15 protein-coding genes and 1 tRNA gene are annotated in these 15,696 nt (G+C 55.9%); 9 read left to right on the top strand and 7 right to left on the bottom strand.

Features of this window, described 5'->3' with window-relative positions; translation table 11 throughout:
• Positions 1–44 precede the first annotated feature (44 nt).
• Positions 45–542, top strand: a complete 498-nt coding sequence (locus B3K78_RS08990) for a TIGR02444 family protein (RefSeq protein ID WP_286695184.1) — start codon at positions 45–47, stop codon at positions 540–542.
• An 8-nt stretch (positions 543–550) separates the two neighbouring features.
• Here B3K78_RS08990 and B3K78_RS08985 read toward each other — a convergent pair whose 3' ends face one another.
• On the bottom strand, positions 551–1,306 hold the full coding sequence (locus B3K78_RS08985) for a hypothetical protein (RefSeq protein ID WP_286695183.1): 756 nt from the start codon (positions 1,304–1,306) through the stop codon (positions 551–553).
• 197 nt (positions 1,307–1,503) lie between these two features.
• Between B3K78_RS08985 and B3K78_RS08980 the strand changes: the two genes are divergently transcribed.
• Positions 1,504–2,199, top strand: coding sequence for an FKBP-type peptidyl-prolyl cis-trans isomerase (locus B3K78_RS08980; protein WP_286695182.1), 696 nt, complete (start codon positions 1,504–1,506; stop codon positions 2,197–2,199).
• A gap of 341 nt (positions 2,200–2,540) precedes the next feature.
• On the opposite strand, the gene B3K78_RS08975 is transcribed toward B3K78_RS08980, so the two are convergent.
• The 3 genes from B3K78_RS08975 to B3K78_RS08965 form a co-directional block, all read right to left on the bottom strand.
• Positions 2,541–3,464, bottom strand: a complete 924-nt coding sequence (locus B3K78_RS08975) for a TIGR01777 family oxidoreductase (protein ID WP_286695181.1) — start codon at positions 3,462–3,464, stop codon at positions 2,541–2,543.
• A gap of 22 nt (positions 3,465–3,486) precedes the next feature.
• Positions 3,487–4,905, bottom strand: a complete 1,419-nt coding sequence (locus tag B3K78_RS08970; RefSeq protein WP_286695180.1) for an SDR family NAD(P)-dependent oxidoreductase — start codon at positions 4,903–4,905, stop codon at positions 3,487–3,489.
• Between the two features lie 321 nt (positions 4,906–5,226).
• Positions 5,227–5,303: transfer RNA gene (locus tag B3K78_RS08965), tRNA-Arg, on the bottom strand.
• Between the two features lie 155 nt (positions 5,304–5,458).
• On the opposite strand from B3K78_RS08965, the gene B3K78_RS08960 reads away from it, so the two are divergent.
• A complete protein-coding gene (locus tag B3K78_RS08960; RefSeq protein WP_286695179.1) occupies positions 5,459–6,265 on the top strand; it encodes a helix-turn-helix transcriptional regulator in 807 nt (268 codons plus the stop codon).
• A 99-nt stretch (positions 6,266–6,364) separates the two neighbouring features.
• On the opposite strand, the gene B3K78_RS08955 is transcribed toward B3K78_RS08960, so the two are convergent.
• The 3 genes from B3K78_RS08955 to B3K78_RS08945 all read right to left on the bottom strand — a co-directional run bounded on the left by B3K78_RS08955 (position 6,365) and on the right by B3K78_RS08945 (position 8,674).
• Entirely contained in the window at positions 6,365–7,057 is a 693-nt protein-coding gene (locus B3K78_RS08955; RefSeq protein WP_286695178.1) for a fimbrial biogenesis chaperone, read from the bottom strand.
• A 223-nt stretch (positions 7,058–7,280) separates the two neighbouring features.
• Positions 7,281–7,991, bottom strand: a complete 711-nt coding sequence (locus B3K78_RS08950; RefSeq protein ID WP_286695177.1) for a fimbrial biogenesis chaperone — start codon at positions 7,989–7,991, stop codon at positions 7,281–7,283.
• A gap of 59 nt (positions 7,992–8,050) precedes the next feature.
• On the bottom strand, positions 8,051–8,674 hold the full coding sequence (locus B3K78_RS08945; protein ID WP_286695176.1) for a hypothetical protein: 624 nt from the start codon (positions 8,672–8,674) through the stop codon (positions 8,051–8,053).
• A gap of 156 nt (positions 8,675–8,830) precedes the next feature.
• Here B3K78_RS08945 and B3K78_RS08940 point away from each other — a divergent pair, with 156 nt between their 5' ends.
• The 6 genes from B3K78_RS08940 to B3K78_RS08915 all read left to right on the top strand — a co-directional run bounded on the left by B3K78_RS08940 (position 8,831) and on the right by B3K78_RS08915 (position 15,695).
• Positions 8,831–11,122, top strand: coding sequence for a fimbria/pilus outer membrane usher protein (locus B3K78_RS08940; RefSeq protein ID WP_286695175.1), 2,292 nt, complete (start codon positions 8,831–8,833; stop codon positions 11,120–11,122).
• Between the two features lie 49 nt (positions 11,123–11,171).
• Positions 11,172–11,789 (top strand): hypothetical protein, encoded by a 618-nt coding sequence (locus tag B3K78_RS08935; RefSeq protein ID WP_286695174.1) that lies wholly within the window; start codon positions 11,172–11,174, stop codon positions 11,787–11,789.
• 201 nt (positions 11,790–11,990) lie between these two features.
• The gene (locus tag B3K78_RS08930; protein WP_286695173.1) at positions 11,991–12,998 is read left to right on the top strand and encodes a hypothetical protein; all 1,008 of its coding nucleotides are present in this window, start codon (positions 11,991–11,993) and stop codon (positions 12,996–12,998) included.
• A gap of 23 nt (positions 12,999–13,021) precedes the next feature.
• On the top strand, positions 13,022–14,011 hold the full coding sequence (locus B3K78_RS08925) for a DUF4785 family immunoglobulin-like domain-containing protein (RefSeq protein ID WP_286695172.1): 990 nt from the start codon (positions 13,022–13,024) through the stop codon (positions 14,009–14,011).
• A gap of 201 nt (positions 14,012–14,212) precedes the next feature.
• On the top strand, positions 14,213–14,641 hold the full coding sequence (locus B3K78_RS08920) for a c-type cytochrome (protein WP_204995020.1): 429 nt from the start codon (positions 14,213–14,215) through the stop codon (positions 14,639–14,641).
• 154 nt (positions 14,642–14,795) lie between these two features.
• Positions 14,796–15,695, top strand: a complete 900-nt coding sequence (locus B3K78_RS08915; RefSeq protein WP_286695171.1) for a S1 family peptidase — start codon at positions 14,796–14,798, stop codon at positions 15,693–15,695.
• Position 15,696 lies beyond the last annotated feature (1 nt).

The following is a 15,696-nucleotide window of genomic DNA, read 5'->3' as shown; positions in this document are numbered from 1 at the left end:
GGGCGCGATTATAGCGCGGGTGTATGGGCGAGTCGGCAGATTTTATGGCAAGCGAGACAGATTCTTCACAAAGCGGTGTGTTGTGGGACTATGCGCTTGAGCGGTATGCGCGCGATGGCGTCGCCGAATGCTGCGTGGCCTTGCAGGATGAAGCCGGGGCGAACGTACTGTTAATTATCGTTGCAGCCTATCTGGCCGAGCGCGGCATACCGCTGACAGGGCCGCGTGTGCAAGTGCTGGTTAGCGGCGCGAGCGCACTGCAGGCCTCGCTGATAGAGCCGCTTCGCGCGTTGCGGCGGGCCAATCGACCGTTGGACGGCGAGGCCTGTGAGCGGCAGCGCGATACCTATCAGAGCTTGAAACAGGCGGAGCTTGAGGCCGAGCGCTGGCAGCTGGCACAGCTCGCGGAGCTAGTTTTGCCTTGGAATCCAGAGCAAGTGCCAACGCGGCAATTATTGCAACGTAATATCCGCGCTGTTGCCGGGGCCGCCGAGAAGTCTATGCTCGACCGTCTCGTCAGAGCACTACGCACAGACCGGTGAGGGCGGCGTTAGAAGTCGTCGAACAGGCTTGCCAAGCGGTCTTCGGCCTTATTCGGGTGGCTGGGAATGTCACTCATCCGCTTTGGCAGACGTTGTCGTGGTGTGGCTTTCTTCGCCAGCGTTGCGGTAGTGCTGGTAGCATCAGCGCTTTTCGGCGTGGCTGGCGCTTTTGCCTTCGGTGGAACCTGGCTTTTGGCCGGCGTTACAGGCGTTTCGGGCTTTTTGGCGGCTTTTGGTTCCGGCTTTGACTTCGGCTTCGGCTTTGATGCGGCTTTGGTCGGAGAGGGGGAGGCGCTTTCTTTCGGCGCGGCCTTGGTACTTTTTGTTGCAGCTGCTTTTGCCGGTTTGGTCACGGCTGGCGCTTTTTTTGTCGCTTTGAGCGATTTTTCGGCATCGCTCATCGCTCTTATAACCGCTTTTTCTTTGCGCAACTGGAGCTTTAGGCTCAATGCTTCACTGCGTAGCTCTGCAAGCTGGGTTTGCGCATCGTCCAGCTGTTGCTGGGCCCTGGTCAGGCTGTCTTCTGCCCGCTTGATCAGGCTGGGTTTCTCGCCTTGCTTGTCGCGCAGCCGCTGTTTCGCTTCACTGTGGTTGTGGCGCGCCTTTTCTGTTTTTGCTTTCTGCGTTTCTACTGATTTTTCAATGGCTTGTAGTTGTTTCTCTAGGGTGGCGAGCTGTTTGGCACGCAGCGTTTCCAGTTCTGACTGGAGGCGCTGCAGCTCGGCCAGGGGCTTCTCTTTTACTTTCTTTTTATTGAATACCATAGTTGTGGGCCCGCGGAATGATTAAAAAACCGTCAAATTCCATTATACAAACTTGTTGGCGGGAAGCTATCTGCTGGTTGGCGCCAATTTTTGTCTGCGCCTGTGTCTATGTGAACGCTTGTGGCAGACTATGGTCTGACACAGGTGTCGCCGAATGACTCGGCGGTTCCCAATTCCCTGAAAACTAAGGTAGTTTCATGAAAAAAACAGTAGTGGGTGCGGTGGTAATGAGCGGGTTGCTGGCTGCCTGCGGTGGCAATAACTCTGAACCATCATTAGATTCCGAGATTGCGAAGGTAAGCTACGGAATTGGCGCAAATATTGGTTCGCGATTCGGCGACGACTTGCCGTTGGATGTCGATGCATTTAGCGCGGGTGTGCGCGACGCCATTGCCGGCGGTGAGCTGAAAATGAGCGATGAAGAGATTATGTCAACGCTGCAGGCTTACCAGCAAAAGCAGATGGCCGAACGTCAGGTAGAATCTCAGGCCCTGGCTGAAACAAACCGTAAAGAAGCCGAAGCATTTCTGGCTGAAAATGCGTCTGCCGAGGGTGTTGTTGTCACCGATAGTGGTCTGCAATACAAGGTACTGGCTGAAGGTGATGGCGCGCGCCCGAGCGAGAGTGACACGGTAGAAGTGCACTACGAGGGAACATTGCTGGATGGCAGTGTGTTTGACAGCTCCTATCAGCGCGGTGAAACCGTAAGCTTCCCTGTGAATGGTGTGATCGAGGGTTGGACTGAAGCGCTGCAGATGATGAAGGTCGGCTCCAAGTGGAAACTGTTTATCCCCTCTGACCTGGCCTACGGCCCTGGTGGCGCGGGACAGATGATTGGCCCCAATGCGGCACTGGTTTTTGAAGTGGAACTGCTGGGCATTAAAGGCAAGTAAAAGAAGATAAGGGCTCTTTTGTGCGGGTGCTCAGAGAGCCCTTATTGGCATTTTACCCCCAATAAAAAAACCCCAGTATTCGCTGGGGTGAATTCTTTCTAGATCGGAGATAGTGCCTCAGGGAGCTTTTGCTGAGCGATGGTATAACGCCGCCATTGTGCAAAGTTTGGGAAAGAGCTGCAAAGCCGTCTCTGCAAAATGGGGTGTTTCACTGCCTAGCAGAAAACCCAAGTGGTGCGATACGTCCTTGTATGCACCGGTGTCATCCTTGACACCTTCATCATAGCTTTTCCTCGTTCTGCCACCAGACGAGATCAGAGCGAGATAATGTGAGACATCGTCTACTGGTGACTGTCGGGGTGTTGGAGCGCATCGTCGAGCATACGGTCAACGGTGGGAAAGTCGAAGGAAAAACCTGCCCTCAGTAAGCCGTCAGGAATAATGCGTTGGGAGCTGTAGAATAACTCCCGCATTTCTCCAAACAGGATCTTCGCGGCAAATTCAGGAATTGAAAACAGCAGGGGCCGTCGCAGTTTATTTGCCAGTAACTGGCTGAACTTGCGATTTGTGACAGGCTCAGGCCCGCTGATATTGAACGGCCCCTCTAACTCCTTGTTCTCAATCAAAAAAAGTAGCGCTTTAACGGCGTCATGGCGATGGATATAGGCCTGCCACTGCTTGCCGTGGCCGAAGTAGGCGCCGACACCGAGTGAAAAGGCCGGCCGCATTTTCGCCAGAGCGCCGGCCTCTCTGTCTCTGTCCAGCACGACCGCAAACCTGGCGATAATGGTCCTACAGGGGCTGTTGATGCTCTCTTCCCAGCGTTGGCAAAGTTCAGCAGAGAATCCTCGGCCAATTGGGGAATTTTCATTGAGCGCTTTGTCACCGCCATCGCCATAAATGCCGATCGCCGATGCATTAATGAAGGTGTGAAGTGACGGCCAGTGTTTTACCGCGACGTTTGCTTGCTCAGTTGCTGAGAGGCGGCTGCTCAGTAGGCGGTTTTTTTGCTGTGCGCTCCATCGCTTTGCGGCAATGTTTTCCCCGGCCAGATTCACCACGATATGGGCGTCGATTTCACGCAAGGTGCTGTAATCATGCAGCTGGATGTCAGCTTGCCCATCCTCAAAAATTGCTTGTAAATGGGCCTTCGAGCGACCCACCGCGTGCACCTTGTAGCCCTGAGCGAGCAGTTGGCAGCACAGTGCCTGGCCTATAAAGCCGCTGGCACCAATAACCGCGACACTTTCCTGTTGTGTTCCCATAACGTGCTCCTTGGCTACCCGGTTATAGATACGGCGCCAGTTGGTCGTCTAGCCACTGTTCTAGCCAGACTTGTTGCGATGCACTGGGCTCGGTGCCTGGTATTACCGACGTCGGGTGCGGCTGCCGGTCTAGCCAGAGCGCTCCGCTGCGCGGTAATTTCGCTGTGGATGCCAGCCAAACTGCGGTATCTGCAGCCATTCGGCTGTCGCGCAACACCCCGGACATCAGTCGGTTAAACGCAGGCAGTGACTTTTCCACGCCGGGGGTGGCCGCCCAGCCTGGGTGCATAGCGTAGGTGGCTGGCAGAGTCTCTTGCTGTTGAATTTGGGTATAGCACAGCAGCGCTCGCTTCGCGTTTGCGTAAGCGCCACTGCCGTTGTACTTCGACTTGCGCCATTGCATGTCCTGTTGGCGAAGGGCCGACAAATACAGGCCGCCAGACACAACATTGACGATCCGCGAACTGTCAGTAAAAGCGGGGCTGAGCAGTTTGCTCAGCAGCACTGGGCTGAGCAGATTTACGGCCAAGGCAAGTTCGTTGCCTTCCTCGGTTTCTTCACGTTCAGCAAACAGTGCTCCGGCATTGTTGATGAGCACATCAATGTTTGGAAAGTCAGTGAGCAGCTGTTTGGCCGTCGCCGAGGTTTGTGCGAGGGAGGATAGCTCGACGTTGTAAGAGTGTATGTTACTGGTCTCGCAACCACTGCTGTTGAGGATATCGCGAGTGCAGTCCCGCAAGCGCTCGTCACCGCGCCCGAGTAGTACCAACGTAGCCCCCAGGCCGGCCAGAAGCTTAGCCGCGGCGAGCCCCAAACCACTGGTAGGCCCCGTTAACACCACGACCTTGCCGTCCATACGTTCGCTCAGCGCTTTGTCTGCCATGCTTAAATAGCCGTGCTTACTGAAATTTATGGCGCCGGGCAGGATAAGTTGGTCGTGAATACGCGTTGACAGTTTGGGCTTGGCGCGGGGGCTCGGCTTCGGGCTCAGGGCATCGGCAATCCCCTTTGCCACGCGTTTACTGAGCCGGTTAAGGGCGGGCTTGAAAAGCGGAGAAAGTGCCGACGGTAAACCGTCGAAGGTGAGCGTTGCGCGGTAGCGAATTTCGGTGAGTTCGGGCCCGAGCGCTTCAAATTCGATATCGTCCACGGCGTGCAGGCGGCTGGGGTTTTCACCGCCGTCATCTGCCAGTGAATAGCCCTCCAAGGACACCAATTTATTTTCCTCGGCGTGGGTTTCCCGATAGTGCATGGTCAGCTGTTTGCTGGGCCTGTTAAAGCTGAGTCGATAGCTAGCGGGCACCGATGAGGCAGCCTCGATTTTTTCGGCGCGATACACTGACGGATCCCACTGCTCGATGTTGGAAAAGTCGCGCAGGTACGAATAACAGTCGCTCACGGCGCGCTGTACCCGGATACGTTCAAACAATTGCTGTTGCATCTCGTCACTCCCTGAAGGATTTATCACATTTACGCGGTGCAAATGTTTACAGATCAAGGACGAGTGGTGTCGGTAAGGCCGTGGCTTAGTGAATCTCTGGGAGGAATAAGGCCAACACCAGCATGGCACCGGTGAGAATCATAAGGTGGTTATTCAGGGTGTTATTAAACATAGCTGCGTTCCTTCGTGGCAAAACCGTCGGATCCATCCGAGAGACGCATTATCTAATAGCCGGTAACAAAGCCCTATCGAGAATTTTGGCAATAATATTAGGCCGAAGGTGTGGGGCGCTGCAGAAGAGAAAGGAGAAGAGACCGCGAATGGCCCGCCCGAGAGGATTCGAACCTCTGACCTTCGCCTCCGGAGGGCGACGCTCTATCCAGCTGAGCTACGGGCGGTATAGCAGCGCGCAACTATACCAGAGGGACAGTGAGCCCACAATTTAGTTAGTAATATGGGGCGGAATTTACCCATATTCATCTGTTTTTCGGTTGATCTTGTATGTGTCATAGTGCGTAATATGTGACATAGTTTGCAAAAGATGCTGAAGCGAATGCTCGCCACAACTTATATTGTTGATCGTTTAAATAACCTCTATGCGCTGGCTGCAGAGCTGCCCCAACACAAATACGAGGAAGAGTTTTGCCGGCAGGTAAGTGAGGATTTCTCATTGGCTTATTGTCAGTGGTGGGGTTGTGACGGTGACGACGCCCGGAAGCGAAGTCTGCTCGGCGAATATAGTGATAGCCCTGCGAGCAAAACCGTTGTTTGTGAGCTCAGCAGTGCTAGTCACGGGTGCCACCGGCTTGTGTTTGGTTTAATGGGCAAGTCTTTTGAAATGGCGGATGAAGCGTGGCATGCGCTGGCGCAGGGCATGGTCGCTGCCGCCGATAATGCGCAGCGTTTTGTTGGCAGTCGAATGGTCTCTGCTCCTGAGGATACCGGCGTGGCGTGGCTTAATAACGACGGTAAGCTAGTGCGTTTCTGCAATGCCTTTAAAGCGCATATGCTTGCTCAGCTTCCTTCGTGGGGCGGTTCGTCACTGCCATTTTCCTTGCCCTCGCCAGACGTGGAAGGCTTTGTATGGCAGGGCTTATATATTCGCGTGCTGCACCTCAACGAAGGCATCCGTATCGCCGCGCACACCGATCGCCGTGCAACAAATGTGCTTACCGAGCGGGAAATGGATGTGGTGCGCTGCATTGTCGATGGGTGCAGCTTCAAGGAAGTGGGGCGGCGCTTGGGTATCTCCCCGTCGACAGCCTCCAGTCACTTGTATAAAGCCTACGACAAGTTAAAGTTGCGCGGTCGCGCTGCACTGGTGCAGTGGTATAGTCGCGGAGAAACTGGTGCGGCATAAGCGGCCGCAAAACCCTGCCTCTAAGTAAATACGCTCAGCCAGTACGGCGCATTGAGTAACTGAACCGTTGCGTCGCGAGGTGTATCTGAACATGGAGCTTCAGTAGATGCTTACGTACTGCAGCGCGTCGTCACTGTAGACCCAGCCCAGCCCACTTATATTGAGTGTTATCTCTCCCTCACCGCCTTTCGGCAACTTGAAGTACCGGGTTACCCCAGGCCAGGCGTAGGCATAGAAAGGAATGGCTTTGCCGTTTTGCCAGCGATAGGCATTGATATGTGCGGGTTTGCTGCCGTGATTCTCCAATATGAGGTAGTGGTCATTACCGCGGTGTGCCGTGCGGTAATGCACGCGTTCCTTGGCGTTTTCGCCGGTAATAAACACCGGTAGCGAATGCACCAGGGAATGCAGGTTGTCTTGGTCGCTTTCTGAATGCCAGTTGACGTTCAGCCGAAACAGGCTCAAGTCATCAATGTCGCCCGCATTGAGGGAAATTGTGATATTTATTTTGCTGTTCGCCGGAATAGGCGTTTGGGTGCTTGATAGCTTAACTACTCTGCGGTTGAGCATGGCCTGTTCGTCGGCCTCGGTGTCTACGCCGTTGGCTTGCCAGGGGCTCAAGCCAAAATTAAAAATCAGTGGCTGATCTGTTTGGTTAACAACCGTGAATGTCGCCTCGTTTTGTGTTGGTGAAAGATAAGCTTCCGAGGGGGTGACAAACACCGAACCCTGCGCGGCGTGAGCGAGGGTGGTTAACAATAGCCAAAACAGTCTGGAGCGTAGCGTTTTCATAGTTAGGTGTAGGCAGCTTGTTATGCCGAGATTAGTGCGCGAAAAAGGCGTTTGCGCTCCCTCTGTCTGCAGCCGCAATACTGAGTAGCGCTGGGACAGCAGCATACTTAAGGTAAGTCCTTTGCAGCCCACTACGGAGCTGCCTAGGCAGGGAATTACAGTAAGTTTTTGGCGGCGGCTCGGCTATAGCAAATTTTGCTACCCCGAGCAGCGGGGCGGCGATTTATGGTTTTGTGGCTTGCTGGACAGGGGGCTGGCTCTTGGTCCAGCCATAGGTGCGCAGCTGCAGGGTGATGTCACCGTCGCCGGTGGTGGGGAGCTTGAAGGTGCGGGTCTTTCCGGGCCAGGCGTAGGCAAAGAAAGGGGTGTGTTCACCGCCGGTGCGGCGATAAGCTTTAACGTACACGGGCTTTTCCCCGTGATTTTTCAGCACGAGGTAGTCGTCGTTGTTGCGGCGAACGGCGTGGTATTGCAGCTGGTAGCCTGCATTGGCCGCCGTAACAAACAGCGGAAAGGAATAGCCCGGCTGTAAGCTAACGCGATTTTGTTGCTCGTCGTCGGCAGCGCTGGCCTTCCATGCAACATTTAGCCGAAACAGGTGGAGCTCGGCCACGCTTTTGTCGCGCAGAATCACCCGAAAAACCTGCTGGCCGCCGCGCTCGACCCGTGCGACCGGTGGGTAGGCCAGCAGGGCTTTGTTTTTGAGCAGCCGCTTTTCCTGCTCCACATTATCGCGATAGTTGGACAGCCACGGGGCGATGCTCAGGCTGACGTCAATATCGCTGGCAGTGTCATTGCTTAGAATAAAGCTCGCTTCGCGCTTGTCTGATGACAGTGTGGCATCTGAGGGCGTCATGGTGACACTGCCCCAAGACAGAGGCGTCAGAATTAGCAGGGTGAGCAAGGCGTAAAGCCGATTTTGTAGGATCTGCATAACAAACACGTTGGTTGGGGAAGAGGGCTGCCCGAGAGGGCAGCCTTAAACTCGCAAATTTAGGATGCTGGTGGGAATTCAGGGAAGCCGAAGTCATCCTCTTCTTCAGGCGTTTCAGCGTCAAATTTTACATAAAGGTTCTGGGCGCCATCAGCCGCTACGTTACCAAAGGAAGTGCCGGTATCTGATATTGTGGCTTTGAAAGTGTAGCTCACGCTGCCGTCAGTGCCAGTGAGGCTTGTGGCGATTTGATCGACAGCGGTGAAGGTCACGCCGTCATCTTCCGAGGCTTCCAGCGTGGCTGTCTTGCTGTCTGTTCCAATGGTCACAGAGATATCAGCGCTGCGGTTGGAGAAGTCTGCAGTTGCGCCGGCAACGGTCATTGCAACTTGATAATTATTTCCAGAGGCCGTGTCGCTACAGCTGATTGTAAGTGTTTCAGATGCCGTTGCTTCATACTGGGCGCCTTCAGTTCCGAAGGCAAACGAGAGACCGTCAGCGGTACCTGGGGTTGATTCGTCTTGCGAGGTGCCGCCAAAGGAGCACGCAACGACCTCACTAATCGTCCCGCTGATTGTAATCGGGGCACTGGTTTCGCCGGTGAATACGTTGGGTGTAGCCGCAAACACTGCTGTACTGCTTAGTAAAATGGCCGCGGCCAAGGTTCTTTGTTGTAGCTTCATCGTGTGTTCCTTCTCCTGTTGTTTGGACGAGCTCTGCGGCTCGTGTCACACACGTTATATATGTGTGTTGTAGTGGTGCTATAGCAAATTTTGCTAGGGCTTTGCTTAATCCTCACTATTACACTTTCGTCTTCTTTGGTGTAATTGGTTGCAGCTGTGCGGCGTGTAAGAAGCGTATTTACCTACCTCGTATTGGCTATGCTGGCTGCTCTGCCCGCTGAGTCGGGGTCGTTGCGCGTGGTGGATATGGATTTTTCCGGCACGGTGCGGGCCACGGTTGTGTTGTTTGAGAGTGAGGCGCTGCCCGGCGATTTTTTAATGGCCGAGGCCGACCTGCCCAAGCGTTTGCTGGATGATGAGGCGTTGTCTTCGCTGCCAAGGCAAAGTGCGTCGGGCTGCGAGCAATGCCTTAGGCTGAGCAGCCTTGGAGATGTGCGCTTTAATGAGCGCACCGCTTCGGCGCAGCTATTGGTTCACCCGCGCTTATTGCCGGAGGCTAGCTTGTCGATGGTGCCCTCGGCGCGCCGCTTTCGGCCGCAAAACAACTATGGCTTGCAAATCAATTGGGGGCTGCGGGGAGCCGAAAAAAAGGCGGCCGATCAAAGGACGCTGACGAGCGCCGCGGATATTGGGCTGGTGGCTTCGCTCGGCGGGGGCGCGGTGCTGCGCCACGATGCTGCGTGGCTGGAAGATCGCGGCTGGCTTCGCGGCAGTAGTTCACTGGAATATGTGGTGATAGAGCATCAACTGGAAGTTGTGCTGGGCGATGCGGTGACCGCCTCGGGGCCGCTGAGCAGCGCCCAGCGCTTTGCCGGCCTGAGTCTTCGCCGGCGCTTCGACACACAGCCCGGGCAGGTGATTACGCCAGCCTATGATCTGGCCACGGTATCGCGCTTACCCGGGGTTGCTGAATTGTTTATCGATGGTGAGCGCACTCGCCGTGAAAATGTTGCCGCCGGACGCGTGCGTTTTGAGGACATCCGCGGTGATAACGGCAGTAATGTGACCCTGCGTTTTACCGACGAGCTTGGCGTAGTGCAGGAGGTGTCGGCGCGGCTATTGGGTACGACGCAAATGTTGGGGCGTGGCCAGTTGGACTTCGACCTTGGGGCGGGTCTTTTGCGCGAGGATAGCAATCGTTACGACGGCCGGGTGGGGGCTGCCGGTGTGCGCTATGGCCTGCTGAACTGGCTTAATGTTGAAGGCCTGGTCGAAGCGGTAGACGAGCAACTCAACGCTGGATTGGGGGTGATGCTGGCAACGCCCGTGGCACAAATTGAGCTTAGTGCATCGCAGAATTACTACCCCGACGACCTTGCGCCGTCGGTTGGCGACCGGGGAGAAGGCCGGGCCTATACTTGGTCGGTGTCTAACCGCGCTGCGATGCGCAGCCCTGCGGTGGTATTTGGTTATAGCGGTCGCTACGTGGAGGGCTTTCGGCGGCTCGGCAGTGACGAGGCCGTGGCCAGTTTTCAGCGTTTTTTCGCCGCAACACGCCTAGGGAATAACAGTCTGGGTGGCTCATTGACCCGAGTAGACGGGCGTCACAGTGGGGCGCTGCGGCTGAGCAGAAGTATAGGCGGCTGGGGGCTGTCGCTGGGTGCCAGTGCGGTGGAGGGCGAACAACCCCTGTATTTCGCCAGCCTGGCATGGTCGCCGAGGCGCTCAGGCACGTTGCGCAGCCTGCAATATGGTTACGCTAATGGGGTAGAGGTGGACACTCACAGTGCAGAGGCGAGTTTCTACGCTGAAGACCAGCGCTTTAGCGCCAACTTGCGGCATCAGTCGGTGTTTTCGGAGTTGGGGCGGCTGTCAGAGTCAGAGCGTAATGAACTTGAATTGGCAAAACGCTGGCGCACCGTCAATGCCGGGGTTCAGTATCGCAGTATTGGTGAGACGGCGACGACCAGCGCCAGGGTCAGTGGCGGCCTTGCCTTAACGTCAGGTGGGGCGGTGAAAACACTGCCGCCGTTCACGAGTCAGGCTGGGTACCTGGAAGTGAACACGGGCTTGGCGGGCGTTAGCGTTGACTACGGAGAGGGGGGCGTGACGGCCGATGACAATGGCACCGTAGTGATACCGGCGCAGGGCTTTCGCCCCACGAATTTTGCTATCGACCTTGATTCGTTACCGGACGGTTATACCACGTCGCACCAACGCAGTGACACGGTGGTGGTGCCGGGCACGCGGGGCATTGTCGAAGTGGTGGTTGCTGCGCCCGGGTTTTTATTGCGCATTGATGGCGCGAAAAGCGGTGATACCGTTAACTGGAATGGCCGAGACTACCCGGTTTTTGGTGTCGGCAGCTATATCGAAAATGGCCATGCGGGCGTTAATGAGCTGGTGTGGCAGGGCAAGGCACACCGCGTTTCCCTGCCGCGGATTGGCAATGATATTCCCGAGTTTGTCTTTGATGCTGCAACGGGGGCGCTCCGCCAGGAGCCGTAAAACGGGTATGACGCGTTTTTATTATCTGATAACGAACATGGTGTTAGTGATGGCATCGCTTACTGTCACGGCATTAGAGCTGGACAAAGCTCTGCCCCTGCCGACTCTGTCAGCTGAAGGCGTTCTTCCGGAGGCATCCTTGCGCTTGCCTGGCGTCGAGCTTCCCTCTGGGCCCTTGAACGGTAGAGCTGTCGTGGCGGATTTGCCGGACGCAGCGGCGCCGGCGGCAGTGACACAAGCGGCTCTGGCTGGCTTGGCACACCGTTGCTCTGTGCGACAAAGCGCTCTTGCGTTGCCGTTGGGCGCTCTGAGGCCGGGCGCCCACAGTGAGGCCTTTAGTCAGGCTCAGGCCTTTCAAGTCGCCTGCCCCGAGCCGGCGAATTATCGGCTGATTATCGTCAATGCTCAGGGGGAGGAATTGCCTCAGGGGGTGGTGCCGGTGCGAATCGGTGAAAGCGGTGGTGGTCAGCTGCACATCACTATTGATGGGCGCGAGCCCGGTGCGTTAATCCGCCACAATGGCGTGTTGCCAAAAACGCATCAACTCGCCGTTGAACTGCGCGATGAATTCGGTCGCGGGCGAATCCCTGTCACCAGTGGCGCGCTTACGATGGCGAAGCGCGATCTGTCTTTGGCACTGCGCGCGGCACTGCCAGAAGAGCATTAGCGAGCAGTCCTCGATCCGTCAATTGTGACGGGCCTCGCGCTAACACATTCCCTCAACGAATGCCCGCTATTGGTGCATTTTATTGGCGTGTCGCCAAGGTATGAACTTGAATTCACTCCGTTGCGAAAATGTGTCATAGCATGCGCAGCACTCCCGGCGTGCAAATGCGCCGAATAATAGTGATAACAACAGGAGAAAGTGATGCTCAGAAGTTCTGTAATGCGGAGGCTGCTAGGCCTTGCGCTGCTATTTACCGCGGGGGATGCCTTTGCTAACCCGTGTTTGATTTTTGTCCACGGTAAGCAAACGGATACCAATACCTACACATCGTATTCTGCCGCTCGAAATTATTGGGTGAATGGCAGCGATGACTTTGTTCGGACGGCGACTAAGAACTACCAGGCTTCTTACTATGTGGTTGGCTATAACGGGACGCGTCCTTATTGGGAGTCAGAAGCGGCGGGTGAGGTTGCCAGCGAGATTGTGAATGCGACCAATGGTGGTGCCGACGGGGGTGGCAATAGCTGCGCGAAGAGCTACGCCCAAGGCGGTACGTTTTGGATTGTGGCCCACAGCATGGGCGGAGTGATTACCGATTACATTTTAGGTAATGACGACAGTTCAGACCCGAACTACAACTACAACGGCCCCTACGACACGGTGGCCAGCCGGGTTTCCCTAGCCGTGACTACCGGTGGTGCACACCGAGGTTCCGAGGGGGCTGACGCTGTGTGTGGGCAGTCGAGCGGCGGGTGTAACTGGTTCGCCGGATGGATACAGGATTGTGATGATGCCACTTATTGGCTGCGCAGTTCCAATGATGTCCAAGTGCGTACTTACGCCTCTGCCCCCGCGAAAAACATTTATCTCACCGGCGGCTACGAAGCTATTTTTGGTGCCAGTGCCTGTTTGAGTGGTGAGGACGACGGTGTTGTGCAGTACGCATCAATCTTTGCTTGTGACGGCAGTGCGAGCACCAGCTATAACAACAGCAACGCCTGTAATAACAGCTATAAGCAAGAGATTTCAGGTTTCTTTAACCTCGATGCCGCCCATGAAAACCACGGCGATGAGCGCGATGACAGTGACTCTGATACCCGCCGGCAAATTCCAGACGGAATTTGGACTTGCAGTGGCAGCAGCTGCTCACCCAATACGGTGGTACAGAGCTCAATGACCACGGCTGAGTTTATTAGCATTCTTTATTAAGGGCGTGTATTCGGAGATTGATGATGAAAAAAATAGTAAAAGGCGCCCTGTTGAGTGGCGCGATGTTAGCGGTGATGGCTAGCACTACACAGGCGCAATCACTGGGCAAGTTGGCCGAGCAGGCTGCCGAAAGTTACCGCTTGCAGGCGCGATATCCGGCGTGGTCGCAACCCTTGGCGCGCGATGCGTCGAACCCTATCGTTTCAGAGCGCGAGCCAGCGGTCATTTCCACTGGTGGCGATGGTGGCACCGTCTTGTCATTTTGGAGTGATGCCAGCCGCTATGAACCTGGCGATGTTGTGCGTGTGAGTGCAAAGGTCAGCCGGTCTTCGGCGCTGGTGGGGGCGGAATCCGATGCTTGGCAGGTGCAAGCTGAGCTGATGTCAGGACCCGATGCCGTGCTCGCTTCCCTGCCTTTGCGCGATGATGGCAAGGGCGCAGATCAGCGCGCTGGCGATAGTGTTTACACGGGCGAGCTGGTGTTGTTGGAAGATTGGCAGCCGGCGCTTGGCAAGGCCAAAAATATGGGGCTGCGGGTATCTGCCGATAATGGCAAGGATCTTCATCGCAGTATGGGGGGCTTTCTCTATAGCCGCCCCGCTGCCGAGCTGACCGGGCACTATCGCGATGTGGTTAAGGACGGCAACCTGGTTGTTCAAGCCAAGGTGAATGTAGCGCAAGCCGGCCGCTTCCATTTGTCTGGCGTGTTGGCGACACTCGACGCCGCTCCCTTAGCCTTTGCTCAGCAAAGCTTTCAGCTCGAGCCGGGGCAGCACTGGCTGGATTTAGGCTTTTACGGGCTGATCTTTCGCGAGCTAGGGGTGACGGCTCCTCTGCAGCTACAATCGGTGACCCTGAGTACGGTTGGCACCATGCCGAACGCACTCGGCCCGGTAGAGAGCAATGTGCTCACTACGGCACCACGTTTGCCCACTCAGTTTACGGCGAAGCCTTTTGCACGGGCTGACCTGCTCGATGCGGCTGAGCGTTTAACAGGAGCCGGTGAAAGCTGATTTGGGGTTGCTCCAGACTTGGGGGCTTAGCCCCCTTTTTTGTGTCTGTTAGTTTCGGACTCCTCCTTGCTGAGAGTGCACGCATAGGGTCGGGCTTAGGCGAGCACAGACGCTTATGGAGTAATAAGCGCCATGCGGATATAATGCGCAGCAGAATTTTTAGGCTGAGCAGCCGCAATTTCGAGAGGGTGGAAAATCGTGATGAATCAGATGGGTAAAATGCTGGTAGTGGTCGTTGCGTTGCTGGCCGGTGTTTCAGCATGGGCAATGACTGATAAGCAGCGTGCAGAGGTTGAGTCTCGCATCGCGCCAGCTGGCCAAGTTTGCTTGCAGGGCGACAGCAGCTGTGGCGCCACCGTGGCGGCTGCGGGCGGCGCGGCGAAATCAGGCGAAGAAGTGTATACCAGCAGCTGTCAGGGCTGTCATGCGGTTGGCGCGGGCGGTGCACCAAAGTTGGGTGACGTTGCTGACTGGGCGGCGCGCACGGAAAAAGGTTTGGACGCCGTCTATGCTAATGCTATTAACGGTTTCAGCAATATTGGCATGATGCCGGCGAAAGGCCTGTGCATGAGCTGCTCAGACGACGAGGTGATCGCCGCCGTCGACTACATGATTGAGAACAGCAAGTAATTGCTATTCAGTCTGCCGAAGCCGCGCTAGTCGCGGCTTTTTTTTGCGTTGAAAAAGGTACTGGCGGCATCTGCATACTGTGACATTTCGTAGAGTTTTGAGTAATAGCTGCGTACATTATGCAGTAACTAGCGAGCGGGGCAGGCGAAACGTGATGAACAAGGTACTCATTCTGATAACGGCAGGCTGCTTGATAGCCGCCTGTGGTGGCTCCTCCTCGAGCGGCGGTAATACGCCGAGTTCACCGGAGGCCCCAACAGGGGGCAGTCAGCCGCCGGTGAGTGGCGGTGGAGCCGTGAGCTTTGGCGAGCCGCTGGCGACTCAGATACGTCCCGGTGTTGAGGTTGTTGCCGACGGCTCCAGCTGCACGAGTAATTTTCTTTACCAGCTCAACGCCGAAACGGTGTTTCTTGGGGTGGCCGCACATTGCTTTAGTCCCGACACCAACAGCGGGGTTGACCCCTGTGAGAGCCGCAGCTTGGATATCGGCTTTAATCAGGTGATAGTCGAAAATGCTCAGCAGCCAGCGGAGCTGGTATACAGCAGCTGGCGGGCGATGCAAGAGGTGGGTGAAACCCCCGGTTCAGATGCGTGCCGCTACAACGACTTTGCCCTGGTAAAACTGCACCCCGATGATATTGCGAATATTCATCCTGCCACCGTCGCTTTTGGTGGCCCCGTTGCGCTGGCCACTGGCACGGCTGACGTGGGAGAGGATATTTTTCTCTACGGCCATTCGTCACTGCACTTTGGTGTTCGGGAGTTAGAAACGATGGTGGGGAGTATTGTTGCGGTTGAGGGTGGCGGCTGGTCTTACAGCGTATCTACCGATACGCCTGCGGTGCCGGGAGACAGTGGCGGGCCGGTATTAGACAGTCAGGGCCGAGCGCTGGCAGCCACGAGTGTGCTTTCTGTTGGTGTGCGACTCGATCCGCTGAGAAATGGCGTTGTTAATCTTGATCGGGCGTTGCGCTATGCCAAGGACAATGGCTTTGTCGACAAGGGGTTGAGCTTGATTACCTGGCCAGACTTTCGCCCCGGCGGTGATCTCTAAC

This window comes from Spongiibacter sp. UBA1325 (genome assembly GCF_002306875.1).
GTDB classification, from domain to species: Bacteria; Pseudomonadota; Gammaproteobacteria; order Pseudomonadales; family Spongiibacteraceae; genus Spongiibacter; species Spongiibacter marinus.
This window is presented reverse-complemented; position numbering and strand designations above follow the sequence as displayed.